The sequence below is a fragment of the Rhizobium sp. P43 genome, assembly GCF_056730705.1.
Window position 1 is genome coordinate 17,400 of the sequence record NZ_JBWZOO010000002.1, and the last position, 15,348, is coordinate 32,747.

General features: G+C 57.5%; 14 protein-coding genes and 2 pseudogenes. 10 read left to right on the forward strand and 6 right to left on the reverse strand.

The window, feature by feature from the left end; genetic code table 11:
• Positions 1 to 7 precede the first annotated feature (7 nt).
• Complete coding sequence (locus AC1PUL_RS21695) at positions 8 to 676, forward strand: transmembrane anchor protein (RefSeq protein ID WP_480468715.1); 669 nt, start codon at positions 8 to 10, stop codon at positions 674 to 676.
• 155 nt (positions 677 to 831) lie between these two features.
• Here AC1PUL_RS21695 and AC1PUL_RS21700 read toward each other — a convergent pair whose 3' ends face one another.
• On the reverse strand, positions 832 to 1,386 hold the full coding sequence (locus AC1PUL_RS21700) for a recombinase family protein (protein WP_480468716.1): 555 nt from the start codon (positions 1,384 to 1,386) through the stop codon (positions 832 to 834).
• A gap of 1,306 nt (positions 1,387 to 2,692) precedes the next feature.
• On the opposite strand from AC1PUL_RS21700, the pseudogene AC1PUL_RS21705 reads away from it, so the two are divergent.
• The 3 genes and pseudogenes from AC1PUL_RS21705 to AC1PUL_RS21715 all read left to right on the forward strand — a co-directional run.
• Positions 2,693 to 3,157: pseudogene (locus tag AC1PUL_RS21705) on the forward strand (Tar ligand binding domain-containing protein); the annotation flags it as partial.
• Between the two features lie 78 nt (positions 3,158 to 3,235).
• Positions 3,236 to 4,604, forward strand: a pseudogene (locus AC1PUL_RS21710) (methyl-accepting chemotaxis protein); the annotation flags it as partial.
• A gap of 72 nt (positions 4,605 to 4,676) precedes the next feature.
• Positions 4,677 to 6,425, forward strand: coding sequence for a putative bifunctional diguanylate cyclase/phosphodiesterase (locus AC1PUL_RS21715; protein WP_480468717.1), 1,749 nt, complete (start codon positions 4,677 to 4,679; stop codon positions 6,423 to 6,425).
• A 224-nt stretch (positions 6,426 to 6,649) separates the two neighbouring features.
• Here AC1PUL_RS21715 and gcvA read toward each other — a convergent pair whose 3' ends face one another.
• Entirely contained in the window at positions 6,650 to 7,546 is an 897-nt protein-coding gene (gcvA, locus tag AC1PUL_RS21720) for a transcriptional regulator GcvA (RefSeq protein ID WP_480468718.1), read from the reverse strand.
• 203 nt (positions 7,547 to 7,749) lie between these two features.
• Between gcvA and AC1PUL_RS21725 the strand changes: the two genes are divergently transcribed.
• Entirely contained in the window at positions 7,750 to 8,619 is an 870-nt protein-coding gene (locus tag AC1PUL_RS21725) for a DMT family transporter (protein WP_480468744.1), read from the forward strand.
• Between the two features lie 227 nt (positions 8,620 to 8,846).
• Here AC1PUL_RS21725 and AC1PUL_RS21730 read toward each other — a convergent pair whose 3' ends face one another.
• The 3 genes from AC1PUL_RS21730 to AC1PUL_RS21740 form a co-directional block, all read right to left on the reverse strand.
• Entirely contained in the window at positions 8,847 to 9,569 is a 723-nt protein-coding gene (locus AC1PUL_RS21730) for an LrgB family protein (protein ID WP_480468719.1), read from the reverse strand.
• The gene (locus AC1PUL_RS21735; RefSeq protein ID WP_480468720.1) at positions 9,566 to 9,934 is read right to left on the reverse strand and encodes a CidA/LrgA family protein; all 369 of its coding nucleotides are present in this window, start codon (positions 9,932 to 9,934) and stop codon (positions 9,566 to 9,568) included. Before AC1PUL_RS21735 ends, AC1PUL_RS21730 begins: the two co-directional genes overlap by 4 nt.
• Before the next feature lie 103 nt (positions 9,935 to 10,037).
• Positions 10,038 to 11,201, reverse strand: coding sequence for a site-specific integrase (locus tag AC1PUL_RS21740; protein WP_480468721.1), 1,164 nt, complete (start codon positions 11,199 to 11,201; stop codon positions 10,038 to 10,040).
• A 77-nt stretch (positions 11,202 to 11,278) separates the two neighbouring features.
• Here AC1PUL_RS21740 and AC1PUL_RS21745 point away from each other — a divergent pair, with 77 nt between their 5' ends.
• The 5 genes from AC1PUL_RS21745 (at position 11,279) to AC1PUL_RS21765 (ending at position 14,279) form a co-directional block, all read left to right on the forward strand.
• Positions 11,279 to 11,557, forward strand: a complete 279-nt coding sequence (locus tag AC1PUL_RS21745; RefSeq protein ID WP_480468722.1) for a type II toxin-antitoxin system Phd/YefM family antitoxin — start codon at positions 11,279 to 11,281, stop codon at positions 11,555 to 11,557.
• Positions 11,544 to 11,975: a plasmid maintenance toxin (PemK-like) gene (locus AC1PUL_RS21750; protein ID WP_480468723.1), complete on the forward strand. Its 432-nt coding sequence runs from the start codon at positions 11,544 to 11,546 to the stop codon at positions 11,973 to 11,975. The genes AC1PUL_RS21745 and AC1PUL_RS21750 overlap by 14 nt, the downstream gene beginning before the upstream one ends.
• Before the next feature lie 217 nt (positions 11,976 to 12,192).
• A complete protein-coding gene (locus AC1PUL_RS21755; protein ID WP_480468724.1) occupies positions 12,193 to 13,326 on the forward strand; it encodes an RHE_PE00001 family protein in 1,134 nt (377 codons plus the stop codon).
• Positions 13,327 to 13,599: 273 nt separating this feature from the next.
• Positions 13,600 to 13,851: a FitA-like ribbon-helix-helix domain-containing protein gene (locus AC1PUL_RS21760; RefSeq protein WP_480468725.1), complete on the forward strand. Its 252-nt coding sequence runs from the start codon at positions 13,600 to 13,602 to the stop codon at positions 13,849 to 13,851.
• Entirely contained in the window at positions 13,848 to 14,279 is a 432-nt protein-coding gene (locus AC1PUL_RS21765; RefSeq protein WP_480468726.1) for a PIN domain-containing protein, read from the forward strand. The genes AC1PUL_RS21760 and AC1PUL_RS21765 overlap by 4 nt, the downstream gene beginning before the upstream one ends.
• Before the next feature lie 158 nt (positions 14,280 to 14,437).
• Here the strand turns inward: AC1PUL_RS21765 and AC1PUL_RS21770 are convergent, their stop codons facing one another.
• Positions 14,438 to 15,292 (reverse strand): sulfurtransferase, encoded by an 855-nt coding sequence (locus AC1PUL_RS21770; protein ID WP_480468727.1) that lies wholly within the window; start codon positions 15,290 to 15,292, stop codon positions 14,438 to 14,440.
• Positions 15,293 to 15,348 lie beyond the last annotated feature (56 nt).

The window sequence follows — 15,348 nt, forward strand, 5'->3', positions numbered from 1 at the left end:
AAACCCAATGTTCAACTCTCAAGCCCCCAATCCCGACGACCTCCCGACCTCAGCCCAGCTCGTCAAGTCGACGATCATCTCCGCAATTGCAGCAGGTGTTCTGCTGGTGACGGTTGTCATGCCCTCGGAATACGCCATCGACCCGACAGGCCTCGGCTCCGTGATGGGGCTGACTGAAATGGGTGAGATCAAGGCGCAACTCGCCGAGGAAGCCGAGCTGGACCGTCAGAAAGACCAGAACGCCGGACAGAGCCTGATCGCACCGCAAGCGGCCCCGGCCGCAGCCCCGCAGGAAGGCTCAAGCCTGATGGAGCGGATCATCCGCGAGTTCGGCATCTCCGCCGCTTATGCCCAGGATGCCGTGCGTCAGGACGAGATCTCGATCACGCTGCAGCCCGGCGAAGGTGCAGAGGTGAAGCTCGTCATGCTGAAAGGCGCGAAGGCCAACTATAGCTGGACCGCTAACGGCTCGAAGGTGAACTTCGACACACATGGCGACGGTGGTGGCGAAAGCATCAGCTATGAGAAGGGTCGAGGCGTTGCCGAAGACACCGGCGTGCTGGAAGCCGCATTCGATGGCAATCATGGCTGGTTCTGGCGCAACCGAACCGGAGATCCCGTCACCGTGACGCTCAAGACCGACGGTGCGTACAGCGATATCAAGCGAGTCATGTGATCCTGGCCGGGCCGGAGCTCTGCCTCCGGCCTGGCAACCCGAATATACAGCGGATGCCCATCACCAAGCCAAAAACCCAATGCGATGGCAGCTTCCCGGCATCAGCAATTGGAGTGCAGATGACCGGGATGACGCCGCGAAGCTGCCATTTTGACTTACGATGATGCGGCTTCTCTTAGGGCACGATAAACGCTCGCCCGGCCTATGTTCAGCGTTTTGGCGATCTTTGTTGGTCCCATTCCGTCGGATTTAAGTCGGCGGATCTCAGCAATATCAACGTGCGGCTTCCTGCCTTTGTAGACCCCTCTGCATTTTGCTGCGGCAATGCCTTCCATCTGCCGCTCTCTGCGGAGGTTCGTCTCAAACTCGGCAAACACGCCGAGCATATCGAGGAAAGCTTTGCCGGCAGCCGAGCTGGTGTCGATCGGCTGTTCTGTCGCCTTCAGAGTCACCCCTTTCTGCTTGAGCAGTCGGACGATGTCCTGCAGATCCCCAACTGACCGCGCCAGCCGATCGACCCGCGTCACGACCAGGCTATCGCCGTCGCGCATGAATTCCAGGAGGGTATTGAGCTCCTTCCGATCCTGCTTAGTCGATCCGGATTTCTTTTCGGCCCGGATGACCGTGCATCCGGCCGCCTTCAGAGCCGCCTCTTGAATTGCCAGATCCTGATCGATGGTGCTGACCCGCGCATACCCGTAAATTGCCATGAAACGTCTCATTAGGTTCTAGACCTTCATTGGGTAGCGTCTCATAATCGTAAAAGCAACCCAAATGATACACCGTTTAATGTCTCACGCAGATTGTCTCAGAAGGTATACCCTAAAGTACCTGCAATGAGTCGCCGATCGAGGCAACGGCGGGCTATCGCCCAGGGAGGATGAGAAAGCCAGATATTCGATTTATCGAAAAGAACCGGGAGAGACGTCGAGCTGTACCGAGAATGTGTTGCAAAGCTTAAAGGCGTGATGTCATGTCACTATGTTATGGGGCACAGCTTGGGGAGAGAAGCGGCTTATGGGGGGAACCTATTTCGACGATGAACAGGAGATAGGCCCTCAAGGGTTAGCATTGTTACGCAGAGTGCTCGCCGACCTGTTTCGAGACCAATCTGGCTACTCAAATGCGGATGAAGAGCTTGGTCTGGCTAAAGAGCTGGTAGCTCTCTTCAAGTCGGGCTTTCGCAGTGAGGACGAGTTGAAGGCGATGGCTAGAGGCAGCAGCTTTCTCAACCATCAGAGTCCCTAAGGACAGCCGGGCTTTGCCTGACGCGACGGCAGTGCAATGACAATCGGGAGCCATCAGCATGATGAGATCAAAGGGCTTGAAAGGCGCGCAGGAGCTATTAGTTCGCGCGGATGATTCACGACGTTGCCAAAAACCTGAATTCAGCTCTGACACCTGACGATCTGGCACTACTGGAGAAAGCTTTCGCGCGGGTATGCGAACTGCGCGGCGTCTCTCAAGCATCGCCGCAGGCGCAAGAGGGCGCCAAAGTTCTGATCAGCCTATATCAGAGCGGAATTCGGAACAGGTTCCAGCTGGTGGCGATGCTCACGGGGCAGCGGTTTCCGTAGCGAAGTGTGCCCGACCATTTCGTCAATTGCGCCAACCGAACGATAGCGCCGAGATCGGTATCACTTCCGATCAGCTGTCTCCCGCATTCCCGACTTCGGCCGGAACAAGCAGCTCGAGGCGGTTGCGCTGCTACTTGGGTGGTGGATCTCCGAACCCATCGTCCGACCAGCTACTTGCCAGTCTCGACTCGACTAAGCTTTTCATCAAATTTCAGCGAGCACACCAATTTGATCAATGCCAAGTCCAGAGGCATATGCCCAATAATTTTGCATAAGCTCGATCCGAATTAGCAAATCGTAAACAGATACCCCCTAAATTTTGTAGGTGCCGACCAAGGCATGCGGTTCCGGGGCCCGACCCTTAGGAAAGAGCGGACGCTCGAGATGACCGGATGCAGCAGGCCAAGGGGGCTTTTGGTCGATTGGGGAAGGGTACATCATGACCATCAGGGTCAAGCTACTTGCATGCATCTCGCTGCTGACGGCAGCGCTTATCATCATCTCCGGCTTCAGCTTCTACGCGATGCGAGCAGAAGGAGAGATTGCTAACTCAATTGTTTCCGACCGCGTCATTCCTATGGAGCAACTGAAACGGATCGGCGATGGATATGCAGTTTCCATCGTCGATACCGCGCATAAGGTTCGATCTGGAGCGATGTCTCCCGAAGAAGGCCTAAAGAGTGTCGATGAAGCTCTTTTGACGATTGAAGATCACTGGAAGGCTTACCTCGCGACCGAATTGACGACTGAGGAGCGTCAGATTGTTGATCATTTCGCGCAGGTCCGAGCTGAGGCGAATGAAGGCGTTGATCAACTTCGCCAAATCCTTGCATCGGGCGATCTGTCGACCCTGGCCGAATATGCCGACAATAAGCTCTATCCAACGATCGATCCGCTCGGTTCTGACATTTCGAAGCTTATCGACCTGCAGATCGAAGTTTCCAAACAGAACCTGGCGGACGGCAATGAGTTGAGCGCGGCTCTGACGGCACTTATGGTTGCGCTATCGTCCATGGGAGCGGTTGTGGCCGGTCTATCGATCTGGACGGTGCTGCAAGGTGTGCTGAAACCAGTAAATTCAATTACTCAGGCCATGGCGGAACTTGCCGGCGGCAACCTTGACGTTGAGATCTACGGAGAAGGCCGCAAAGACGAGATCGGCAAGATGGCTTCTACCGTGGCCGTGTTCCGGGACAATGCACAGGAGCGCGTTCGCCTCGAACGGGAAGCTGAAGCCAATCGTTCGCTCAGCGAGCGGGAGCGCCTTGAGCGCGAGCGTCTACAGGCGCAGGAAGCAGCCGAAGTGCGGTTTGCGGTAGATAGCATTGGTCATGCCCTCGGGCAGCTTTCTGATGGCAAGCTGAACTACCGTATCGAGACCGTGTTCGCGGAACGGCTGGATCAGGTCCGTGTCGACTTCAATGATGCTGTGTCCCGGTTGGAAGATGCCATGCGCACAGTGGGGCAGAACGCACAGGCCATTGCTGCCGGCTCAAACCAGATCCGGGCAGCCGCAGACGACCTGTCCAAACGCACGGAGCAGCAAGCAGCATCGGTGGAAGAAACCGCAGCAGCCCTTGAACAGATTACGACTACGGTGTCCGATTCCAGTCGGCGCGCCGAAGAGGCTGGCAAGCAGGTCCAGGAGACCAGGCAGTCTGCAGAGCGTTCGGGTGAAATCGTCAGTCGTGCCGTCTCTGCGATGCAGGAGATTGAGTCTTCTTCTCGAGAGATATCGAATATCATCGGCGTTATCGACGAGATTGCATTCCAGACCAATCTGCTTGCCTTGAACGCAGGTGTCGAGGCGGCACGCGCCGGTGAGGCTGGCAAGGGGTTTGCCGTCGTCGCGCAAGAGGTTCGAGAATTGGCACAGCGATCGGCGTCAGCAGCGAAGGAGATCAAGGCCCTGATCTCGAAATCAGGCGAGCAGGTTGAGAACGGTGTACTTCTTGTGACCGAGACCGGTAAGGCGCTTGAGCATATTGTCTCTCAGGTCCAGGCCGTCAGCGTGAATGTCACTGCCATCGTCGAGGGTGCAAAGGAGCAGGCGACCGGATTGAAGGAGATCAACACCGCGGTCAATACGATGGACCAAGGCACCCAGCAGAATGCAGCTATGGTCGAGGAGTTCGACGGCTGCTAGCCACTCGTTGGCTAAGGAGGCGGATGCTCTGTTTCAGCTCATTGGGCGCTTCGAGATCAGCAATACGCAGACTAGATCGTCACCAGCCGCAGCCTCATCCAGTTCCACGGCAACACCATCACCTGCCCGTCGCCTGTTGAACCGTGTCGCCACCGCCGTCAGAGGCAACGCTGCTGTCAAAGCGGAGACGTGGGAAGATTTCTGAAGTCTTCCGTTCATAAGTCGCGGACCAGCTCGTCCTGGTCCGCGTCCCCATTCCGGCAATGAAGGTGCAGTCATGGAAGTCGATACCGAGCTGATCACGGGACGCATTCTAGGCCGTGGCTTGAACAGTCTGCGCGTACGGTTCACCCTGATGATTGGGGCTTTTTGCTCAATTGTCGCAGCACTTGTGTTCTACTTGCTGGAAGCCGACAGCCAATTTTCCCATGCGTTGACCGCCTCAGGCTATCTCAAGCTGGTTGCCTCGATCGCGGCCGCTTCAAGCTTTACATATTACTTGACTGGGCGGCTCACACGTCCAATTCAGAACCTGAAAGCTAGTACGGAGGCTATTGCCTCCGGCGACTACAGCGCTGTGGTCACTGTGGACTGCAATTGTGAAGTTGGCGGCCTGGCCGAGAGCTTCCGAAAGATGGTGGCGCGCCTCAACGATAATGTTTCTAAGATCAACTCATTGGCCTATGAAGACGGAGTAACCGGCCTTCCCAACCGCGCTGTACTGAACGAGATCATCGACCGAAACCCTGATCTTAAAGGGCATGCCCTCTTCATCGACCTCGATCGCTTCAAACAAGTCAATGATCTCTATGGTCATCAAGTCGGTGACACCCTGCTTCAGATGGCTGCAACCAGGATGATGGTGGACGGCCTTCAAATCACCGCAGATGGGATGAACCAATGCCTCACGCCAGACAGTGTGAATTTGGGATCGGCCGGATGCAGACTCCTGTTCCGGTTTGCTGGTGACGAATTCGTTGTGCTGGTGACGGGTAGTGCAGGGGACACAGACGTTACGGACGTAGCTCAGCGGATCATCCGATCACTCGCCAAGCCGTTTGAGATCGGCGAACGACAAGTGCACATTGGGGCAAGTGTTGGTATTGCCGTGCTTGGCGATGAAGCCGTTCATGCTGCTGAAACCCTGAAGTACGCCGACATGGCCATGTATGAGGCGAAGCGCCGCGGTCGCGGCACCTACGCCTTTTTTGACGATCAAATGCGAGAACGGGCCATTGATCGCGGTGAGCTCGAACGTGACTTTGTTCATGCAATCGCAAACGACGAAATCGTGGTCCACTATCAACCCAAGATCAACCTCGTTTCAGGTAGCATTGAGGGTTATGAAGCTCTGGTGCGGTGGGCGCATCCAGAGCGGGGTCTGTTATATCCCGGTAGCTTCCTTGATGTGGTCGGGACAGGTGATGGGCTGGAGCGGATTGGACGCAAGGTGATGTCGATCGTCGCGTCCGACATTCCGAAACTTCGCGCCTCGGGGATCTCATGCCACATGGCGGTCAACGTGTGTCCAACTCAGTTTGCGGAAGATGACTTTGCCGAACGGCTCACCGACTATGTAAAGGCACTTGGCGTCGAGCCGGATACTTTTGAGCTAGAGGTCACTGAAGCCGTGGCGATGTTGGATGTCGACAAGGCGAGAAAACATCTGCTGGCTCTGAAGCGCGCCGGTTTCAAACTGTCCATCGATGACTTCGGGATGGGGTTTTCCAACCTGTCCCAGCTGTCCAGACTGCCTTACGACAGTCTCAAAATCGATCGTTCCCTAATCTCCGACATTGTAACGAACCACGATAGCCGGATTATTGTGTCGGCCATAATCTCGATGGCTCATGGCCTCGGGCACACCGTCGTTGCTGAAGGTGTCGAGACCGCTGCTCAGTTTGAGATCTTGCGTGTGCTCGGCTGCGATACGGTGCAGGGGTATTATCTGGGAATGCCAGTGGCGTTCCAAGAACTGATTGCCGGATGCAGCAATCCTGCAGAGCGTAGAGCGGCGGTCGGTTGAGAGAATTCCAGCTCTTGGGGGAGGCCCGGAAATCCATGACGTGGCGAACCTTATTTGTGTTCGGATTGGCGGCGCTCTGCGCGGTGCAGCTACTAAAACTCGGTTCAATCGTGTTTGATGAGCCCCGTGCGCCTGTAGAGCAGATGGCTGAAAGCTCACATGACAAAGTTAGAAGCTACTGAGCAAGTTGAAGGGGCACCATTGCCCCGCCCAGAACGTAGCCGCTATCGGGAAAAGAGGCGAACCTCTCCGTCGATCCAGTTGCGAAACACCGCCACCTTCGGATGGTCTCGATTGCCAGTCCTGTAGAGTAGATCGTAGCCCCATTCGACATCCAGCTTGGCCTGCGGGAACACCGACACGAGCTTTCCGGCGGCAAGGTCCTCGGCCACAAGAACACTGCGTCCGAGTGCGACACCGGCACCCTGGATGGCAGCGTCAATCGACATGCTGCCATGGCTATAGCCAGGACCGCGCGTGCCTGGAAACGGGAGGCGCATTGCGGCAAACCAGCGCTCCCATGTGGTGAGCATCCCGATCTCATGAATGAGCTGGCACCTTGCGATGTCCTCGATGCTCTGTAACCCGCCCATCTTCTCACGGTATTCCGGGGAACAGACGGGAGACACGTATTCGTTCATGACACGCTCGGCGGAGGCATAGGGGTATTGCCCGGCCCCATAGCGGAGCGCGACATCTACATGCCCGGACGAGAAGTCGACGGCTGCGTCGGTTACTTCGAGATGGACATCGAGATGCGGGTGCTCCGCCATCAAACGATGAAGACGCGGTGTGAGCCATTTGCTGGCGAAAGAAATGCCGCAACTGATGACAAGACGGTTTGTATCACTCCTGCGCCGTATCTCTTCCGTTTCGCGTCCGAGTTCGGAAAGAAACCTCGTGACGGTGCCGTAGAAGGACTGTCCAACCTCGGTCAGTTCGATCCGTCGGGTCAGACGGCGGAAAAGCGGCACGCCCAGATCATCTTCCAGTGCCCTGATCTGGCGGCTGATCGCACCGTGGGTGACATACAGCTCTTCGGCTGCGAGTGTCATGCTGAGGCGGCGAGCAGCCGCTTCAAAGGCGCGAAGTGTCTGCAGCGGAGGAAGATTGTCCGACATGACCGTCCATGAGTGACCTAAGTTCACGCGTGCTGTGAGAACAAATGGTTTGTACGACGCGTGTCGGGAACATTACACGTTGATGCAACACACACCAACCTCGTCGTGAGGCCAAGCCTTTGTCATCCGTCCAGAATGAAACGGTCGCCATTGCAAACGCCTATGCGCCAAGCTACTCGATCTCGGGCAAGAGCCTGCTGGCCATGCTGCTCCTAGCCCTCATGTGGGGGCTGTCCATCCCGATCACCAAATTCGGGCTTGGCACAATCCCGCCGATGACCTTCACTGCCCTCCGCTTCATGGTCGCCGTGCCGCTCTTCCTGTTCCTCGCACGCAAGGAACTGAGACTGCCAAGGGAGGCGATACCGTCCGTGGTGGGCCTTGGCGTCGTGGGCATTACGCTTGGCAACGTTGCGCAGTCGTTTGGTGTTCAGGGGACTTCCGCCTCGGTCGGCACCATTTTATCTGCGACCATTCCGATCTTCATGGTCATTCTGGCTGCCATACGGTTCAAGCAGCCGGTTAGCTGGGTGCACTGGTGCGGTCTGCTGGCAGCCTTCGGAGGCATCGCCCTTGTGGCGGTTGGCAGTGGTCGCGGTGTCGATGACATGTCCCGGACGACGGCCCCGGGCGTCGCATGGATGCTTGTCTCGGCCGTTGGCATTGCGATCTACTACATCTGGAGCGCGGAGCTGACGAACCGCTACGGCCTCATGCCTGTCGCAGCCTGGAACATGCTGGCCGGGTTCGTGACCATGCTTCCACTCGCAGCCTGGGAGATGACGGATCACTCCGTCGAACTCACTGCCCCGTCTGTGCTCGCCATCGTCTATCTCGGTTTGATGGTGACAGTCGTCGGATTGATCCTCTGGCTCAATCTACTCAAAGTCATTCCCGCGCGCGTCGCGGCCAGCGTCCAGTATCTGCAGCCAGTCTTCGGCATCTCCGCCAGCGCCTTCTTGTTCGGCGATCCACTGGGTGTCATGTTTGCAGCAGGCGTTGGGCTCGTCCTGGTGGGTCTTGCGCTCGCCGCCTCCGGAAAGCGGAGCCAATCTGAACCGGTTACGGGCTGACGTTCAAACCATCCCCCGCCGCTTGGGACTCCCAGGAGCGGCGCTTGGCCCGCCATCACCAGTGGCGGGCCTTTTTTTGAATTGTAGGGGCAGACCATGCGGGGCAGACTTCGCGGCTATGTCGTGAGCATCCGGCGAAGGCTGTAGTTCAGGCGGCCTGAGCACTCAGGGTCTTGGGTTTCCTATTCCACGGCAGTAATTGCTCCAGCGCTGCTAGCAAGATCTGCTCAAGGAAGTAGATATTGCGCCGCAAAAGGTGCTAAGACCGATGTCGCTACAGCATTGAGCGCCATGGCGATACCGGCAAACAAGCCGGCCGTAGCGTTCACCTCGTAAGCTCGAGCGGTACCGATCCCATGGGCCGTCAGTCCTACGGCAAATCCACGAGCGGCGTAGTCCTTTATTCGCATTGTGTTCATGAAAGGCGTAACGATCAGCGCGCCGAAGATCCCGGTCAGAATGACCAGTACGGCCGTCAACGACGGATCGCCGCCGAGCGACTGAGATACCGCCATCGCCACGCCCGCTGTTGCCGATTTTGGTAGAAAAGACAGCAGCATGTCCCGCGGGAGGTAAAAGACTTGGCCGAGCACGATCACAGAGGCCATAGCCACTAATGAGCCGACTAGGAGCGCTACAATGATCGGCAGCAGTAAGGCCCTGACTTCGTTCCATTTCCTATACAAAGGTACGGCGATTGCCACCGTAGCTGGGCCCAGCAAGAAGTGGATAAACTGGGCTCCCGCGAAGTAACGCTCATATGGCACTTCGGCCGTGATCATCATGACGGACAGCGCAAGTATGGAGACAAGCACTGGATTAACCAGGGGATGCCGTCCCAGTCTTTTTGAAAGCTCGGAAGCCAAGATCCAGGTAAATAGGGTCAATGTGAGCCATAAGAGAGGAGAGGCTGAAAGGTAGACCCAGAGCTCAATCGGCGATCGGTTCATGACCGGCGCCCTACAGAAATCAGCTTTCTGACCATGATGAATGCCCAAACCGTGAGCATCAATGTGATAACCGCGGACAGAATGAGTACGGCACCAAGTGCCCATATCTGAGCACTCAGGATGGTGACCAGGGCGACGACGCCGACACCTGCCGGTACAAAAAACAGCCCCAGATTTGACAGGAGGTTTTCGGCGGCCTCATCGATACTTGCTGCTTTCTGCGTCCATAGGCGATCCAGCACCGGAAGGGCTGAAAACAAAAGCACAAGCCCCACCACGGGACCTGGTATGGATACTTCCAGCAAGAACACAAGGCTCTCGCCCGCCAACTGGAACAGCAGAAGGACGGCAAGTCCACGAAGCATGGGGCTCTCCTAGAATGGCATTTGGGCCAACAGCCCGTGCATTTGAGTGTATTATCAAAGACTGCGCAGTTTAAAGTCTCAACGCTTCCAATCGATGGATTGTTTAGCTTAGAAGGCGGGATGCACGGCCGCTGCGCCTCTGAGCATGATTGTAGTACTCCGAAGCCTGCTGAACGGAGCGGTGACGCGATTGCTCCATGGCTTCGGGAAGAGGAATGCCGCGGTTCGCTGCTTCAGTCAGATAGCCGGAACGCAGCCCGTGAGCTGAAAACTCCGCTGGATCGAGCCCAGCCAGTTCGGCCCGATGCTTGACGATGTCGCTGATGGCTTTCGGGTCCAAGGGCCGGCGTGAGACATTGCCCCAGCGATCGATGGCTCTGAAGACACTGCCCTTGTCGATCTTGGCTGCGTTGAGCCAAGCGTTCAGGGTCTCCACCGGCCGGCCGGTGAGATACACCACTTCGTCGTTCTCTGCGCCACTGGTCTTGGTGCGGCCGAGATGGATCGAAAGAGAGGGCAGGGGAGGACCGCTATCCACCTCAATGGGCTCCTCCAGCTGTAACTGTTCTAGCCTGAGGGCCGCGATCTCGCTCCGACGTCGCCCCCCAGAAGCAAAGGCTACCATCAGGATGGCCCGATCTCTCACATCGCGCAGACTACCGGTGGCACAGGTCGCTAAAAGCTTTGCGAGTACGTCTCCGGTGACCGCCTTCGCGCTCTTTCGCTTTCTCGGCCGCGGCGTTGCTCGGATAGAAAGTCTGATGGCGGATCGGAGGGCAGGTGAGGCGAAGAAACCCTGAAGCCCGCGCCATTTCGTCAGCGTCGACCAGGTGGCGAGCCGCCGGCGCACGGTGTCAGGGGCGTGCGGCCCGAGAGTGCGTAGAAATCCTTGAAGCCGAAGCTTCTGCTCGACGTCTGCCGGCATTCCGTGTTCAGGATCCGTCAGACGCTTCTCCGCGTCCCACAGGTGGTGCGCAACGAATTTGAGAAGGAGCGCTTCGGGCGCTGGCCAGGGAAGGGAGCGAGCCGTGGCTGCCAGCGACCAAGCCTGCAAATAGGCCAGATCTGAGGTCAGCGCGCGCAGCGTGTTGGCCCCCATTCCCTGGTTGACCAGATGGCGCAGCGTTTCGACATCCTGATCCGTCAGCAGCTCGGCGAGTTCGTCACGCCGCTGCATCGGCAAGACGGACGCGATGGTATCGAGCTCCTCCACCCGGCGCGCGAGTGTGTCGTGGCTGGAAGGAGCGTCTAGACCTTTCCTCGTCATCCTGCGCTTCCCGATTCTTCGGAGCGTTTGCACAAAGTCCGGAAAACCCGTATATTCCGGAACAAAGGAGATCTGCCATGACGTCGACTGTGACAGCAGCTGCGGTTTCGAAGAATTTCGGTGCCTATCAGGATGCCGCCGTGCGAGAGCCGGTGATCATCACCAAGAACGGCCGGCCGCGCACAGTGCTCATGGCCTATGAAGATTATCTCCGGCTGGCCAAGCGCGATCGGAAGGTCGATCTGACGGCTGCGATCAGTGACGACGAGCTTGCCGCGATCGAGGCTTCGACGATGGAGACGGGTCTTGATCATCTCAATGCCGAACTGCTGATGGACAAGAATGCTGCCGATTGAACCCAAGGTCGGCTGGGTCTTTCGCTATTCCTATCTTTGGCACTGGCAGCATCTGGACGGACGGGAAGAGGGTGACAAGGACCGCCCGGCGCTCGTGCTGGCCATTGTTGCGACGCTTGACGATGGAACACCTGCAGTACGTGTCCTGCCGATCACGCATTCGCCACCGTCCGATCCGAGCGACGCCATCGAAATCCCGCCTGCGACCAAGCGCCGCCTTGGCCTTGATGATGAGCGGTCGTGGATCGTGCTGACCGAAAGCAACCGCTTCGTCTGGCCAGGGCCCGACGTTCGCCCTGTTGACGGCGAGAGCGGATATCACGGGCCACTGCCTCCCGTACTGTTCGACGAGGTAAAGCGTCGGTTCGTCGATCTCGCTCGAAGCCAACGTCACAAGGCTACCGTTCGCAGCGACTAAGCCGTTCTTCATCCTATTGTTAGCCCTCTAGTTCTGCGCGTCCAGCTATGGTCTTTGCCGTGATTTGCCACGACTTTAGGCCTTCCGCCGCGTCAAATCAATCACCTCCGATAAGGGTTACTTATCGGAGGCCAGAAACCCCGGGCGGATTTATGGTAAGTATAGAACCGTATAGCGCATATAGCTTTCGCTTAACGAATCGTTTACCATAAATTCAATGTCTTATGATCTCACCAAATTGCCCATCCAGAGCCTGCTGCGGCCGATCTCCGAGGTCGCCGTCGCGCTTGCCCGTCTTGACGAGCGCATCGCCCGCTCTCTGATCGGTGAGGGCTTTCTTGAGCGCTCGCATTTCCTCGAGGCGCATGCCTCGCTCTGGGTCGACGGCGAACTTGTCCATCTCGAGGACCTCGTCCTGCATGATGCACTCCGCGACATCCGCACCCCCACCCACGAGCTCACCATCGCCCGCGATATCCTGAAAACCCGACGGCGCATCGCTGCCCATCCCCCGGCCTGGGCGCTTTCTGCTCAAGGTATCGCCTCCCTCCGCGGCCGGCCGTGGGCCGGGGCATCATTGGGTGGAGACGGGGAGGGGGTACCGGATGGGAGTGTTGAGGTGAGCGACACTCGGGCTGGGGTAGGGGAGGCCGAAGATCCTGATACCGACGGTCTGAGTGATGCGTTTGCCGCAATCGACGCGGTACTCGCCCGATCCGGTGCTGCGATCGAAGAGGCGAAGAAGCCTGTGCGCGCCAGAAACGCTCCGGAGAGGGATCCCTTCGTCTACGATCTCGATTGGGATGAGGACGAACGGCTTGAGGAGTGGCGGGCCGTCTTGACGCGTGCCCAGGATTTGCCGCCGGTTCTGCAGGCCATCGTGGCGCTCGACGCCTGGAATGAAATCGCCGTACTCCAGCACGCGCCCTGGCTCGGCCGGCTGCTGGCCGCCTCGATCCTGCGCGAAGGCTGTGTGACCACCGGCACTCATCTCGTGGCGATCAATCTCGGGCTGAAGGCCATTCCCGTCGATCGGCGCCGGCATCGTGATCGCGAGACGCGGTTGCTGGCGATTTCAAGGGCGTTGGTGATTGCCGCAGAGACGGGGCTGAAGGAGCATGATCGCCTGGTGCTGGCGCGGCAGATGATGATGCGCAAACTTGAGGGACGCCGGACGTCATCGAGGCTGCCGGAGCTCGTGGAGCTCGCTATGGCCCGACCGCTGATCTCCGCCGGCATGGTGGCGAAGACGCTCAAGGTGACGCCGCAAGGAGCGCGGCGCATCGTGCAGGAGCTTGGTCTTCGCGAGATGACGGGGAGGGGGAGGTTTCGTGCGTGGGGGATTATCTGAGTGATCTACTCTTCGCTTCGGTCGCTCCGAAGCTGTTTTTGAGTTATAGAAAGGCTGGCTATAACTCAAAAAATGCAACTGGCAGAAAACCCGATTGGGTAAATTTCCGGCATGACGCCGCAAGCCTACTGAAAAGCAGCTCGCAGTTTCGTCCCTTCGTGGCGGAGAAAGTCGGCTCTGGTTTCTCTTCCTGCTTCCCCGCGAGTCACTTGAAAGATGATATCATGTGAACTACAATGATATCATTATTGTTGGCTTAATGAGGTCATAAAGATGCCGGCGGTTACCATTCGCAATCTTTCTGATGAAACCCACCGTGCGTTGCGTGTGAGAGCAACTCATCATGGCCGGAGCACTGAGGCAGAAATTCGGGCCATCCTCGAGGCTGCTGTTCGGCCCTCTCAGCGCGTAAAGCTTGGGACATTGCTTGTGGATATCGGGCGACAGGCCGACTTGTCCGACAGCGATGTTGAATCGCTGCAACAGCGCGAAAAGGTGCCAGCTGAACCAATGACTTTCGAATGATCTTGATAGACACTAACGTGATATCAGAGCCGTGGAAGCCGGCTCCGGCTGCACAGGTAGTAGCTTGGTTGGATGCACAGGCAATCGAAACGCTCTTTATCTCGGCGATATCAGTTGCGGAGCTTCGGTTTGGGATCGCATCAATGCCTGCCGGGCGGCGTCAAGCCATCCTACACACCCGTCTTGAGGATGAAGTCCTACCGCATTTCGTTGAGCGTATTCTGCCCTTCACCATAGGCGCATCGCGGTTTTATTCTGAACTAATGGCAGGCGCGCGAGTATCTGGTAAAGCCATCGGTATGGCCGATGGATTGATTGCGGCTACAGCTGCAGAGAAGGGTCTCGCGGTGGCGACGAGGGACAAAAGCCCGTTCAAGGCAGCTGGATTGAAAGTTATCAATCCGTGGGACGGTCAGGACTTCGATTAAGGGTCATTGGTTCGAATCTGTTCAAGGCGAATCCTATGACCGCTTAGCGCTCACAGGAGACAGCATATAAGCTCCAATGAACGGCTGGAACGGGACCAGAAGCACGGCCTCCGCTCACAACAGCATAGGATCCAAGCTGCAGTCGTGCCTGCCAGTTTTCAGCGCGGTGTGCTGATTGCACAACTCTCATCTGCTGCCCAATCGGCAAAACTGAGATAGTAGACATTCACATCGCTCCGGCCCGCCATCACAGCGGCGAGTGCCGCAAGTGCAGCGCGACCGCCACCGTTGCAGTGGCTGACAATTGGTAGATCACGGCTCAGACCGGCCGCATCCAGCATGTTTTCAATCTCGCGGGCGTCGCGCAGACGCTGCCCATCCAAGAGCATGTCATGCGAAAGATTGATGGCACCCGGCAGATGTCCGCCGCGTGAGTTTCCCTTCAGATCCTCGCCGCGATACTCTGCACCGGTGCGTGCGTCGAATATCTGCACGTTTTCCAACTCACCTCTGAGGGTCAACCTGTCCCTCAGTCCCACGCGACCTGAGCCGGGCCGGAGATTCAGAGGGGTCGAATGAGGAGCCAACTGCTCCGGCTTTTGGTTCAGTGCGGATAACCCGCCATTGAGAACGGCCACGGGCAGCCCGAAATATTGCAGAATAAACCAGACACGGGCAGCCTCGGTCATGCGGCCATCGTCGAGCACGACAGTCATAGCGTCCGGTCCGACCCCGAGTGCCTGAAGCTCACGATGCCAGAAGGTGAGGTCGTCAAAGCCGCTCTGGCTGCGCTTGGCGGTCTCGATCCAGTCATCAATTGGAACGCTGGTAAGTCCGTCCGCTCGTTCGCCACCGCCCGGCACGTAAAGCAATCGTAGCGGCGAAAGCATCTGAAGCTCGTTGGCGCTGATGAGAGGAGCGTGGTCCATGGTCTTCTCCAGTCTGCGGGCCAAAATGGTTGCGCCGTTGGCCCCTTGTCCCCGGGCTTCATTCTGCCCATCGCTATTGAACAAGGATTGACCTCGAAACTAGAGGATGGTTTATCGGATGTCGATAACGAAATCGGACA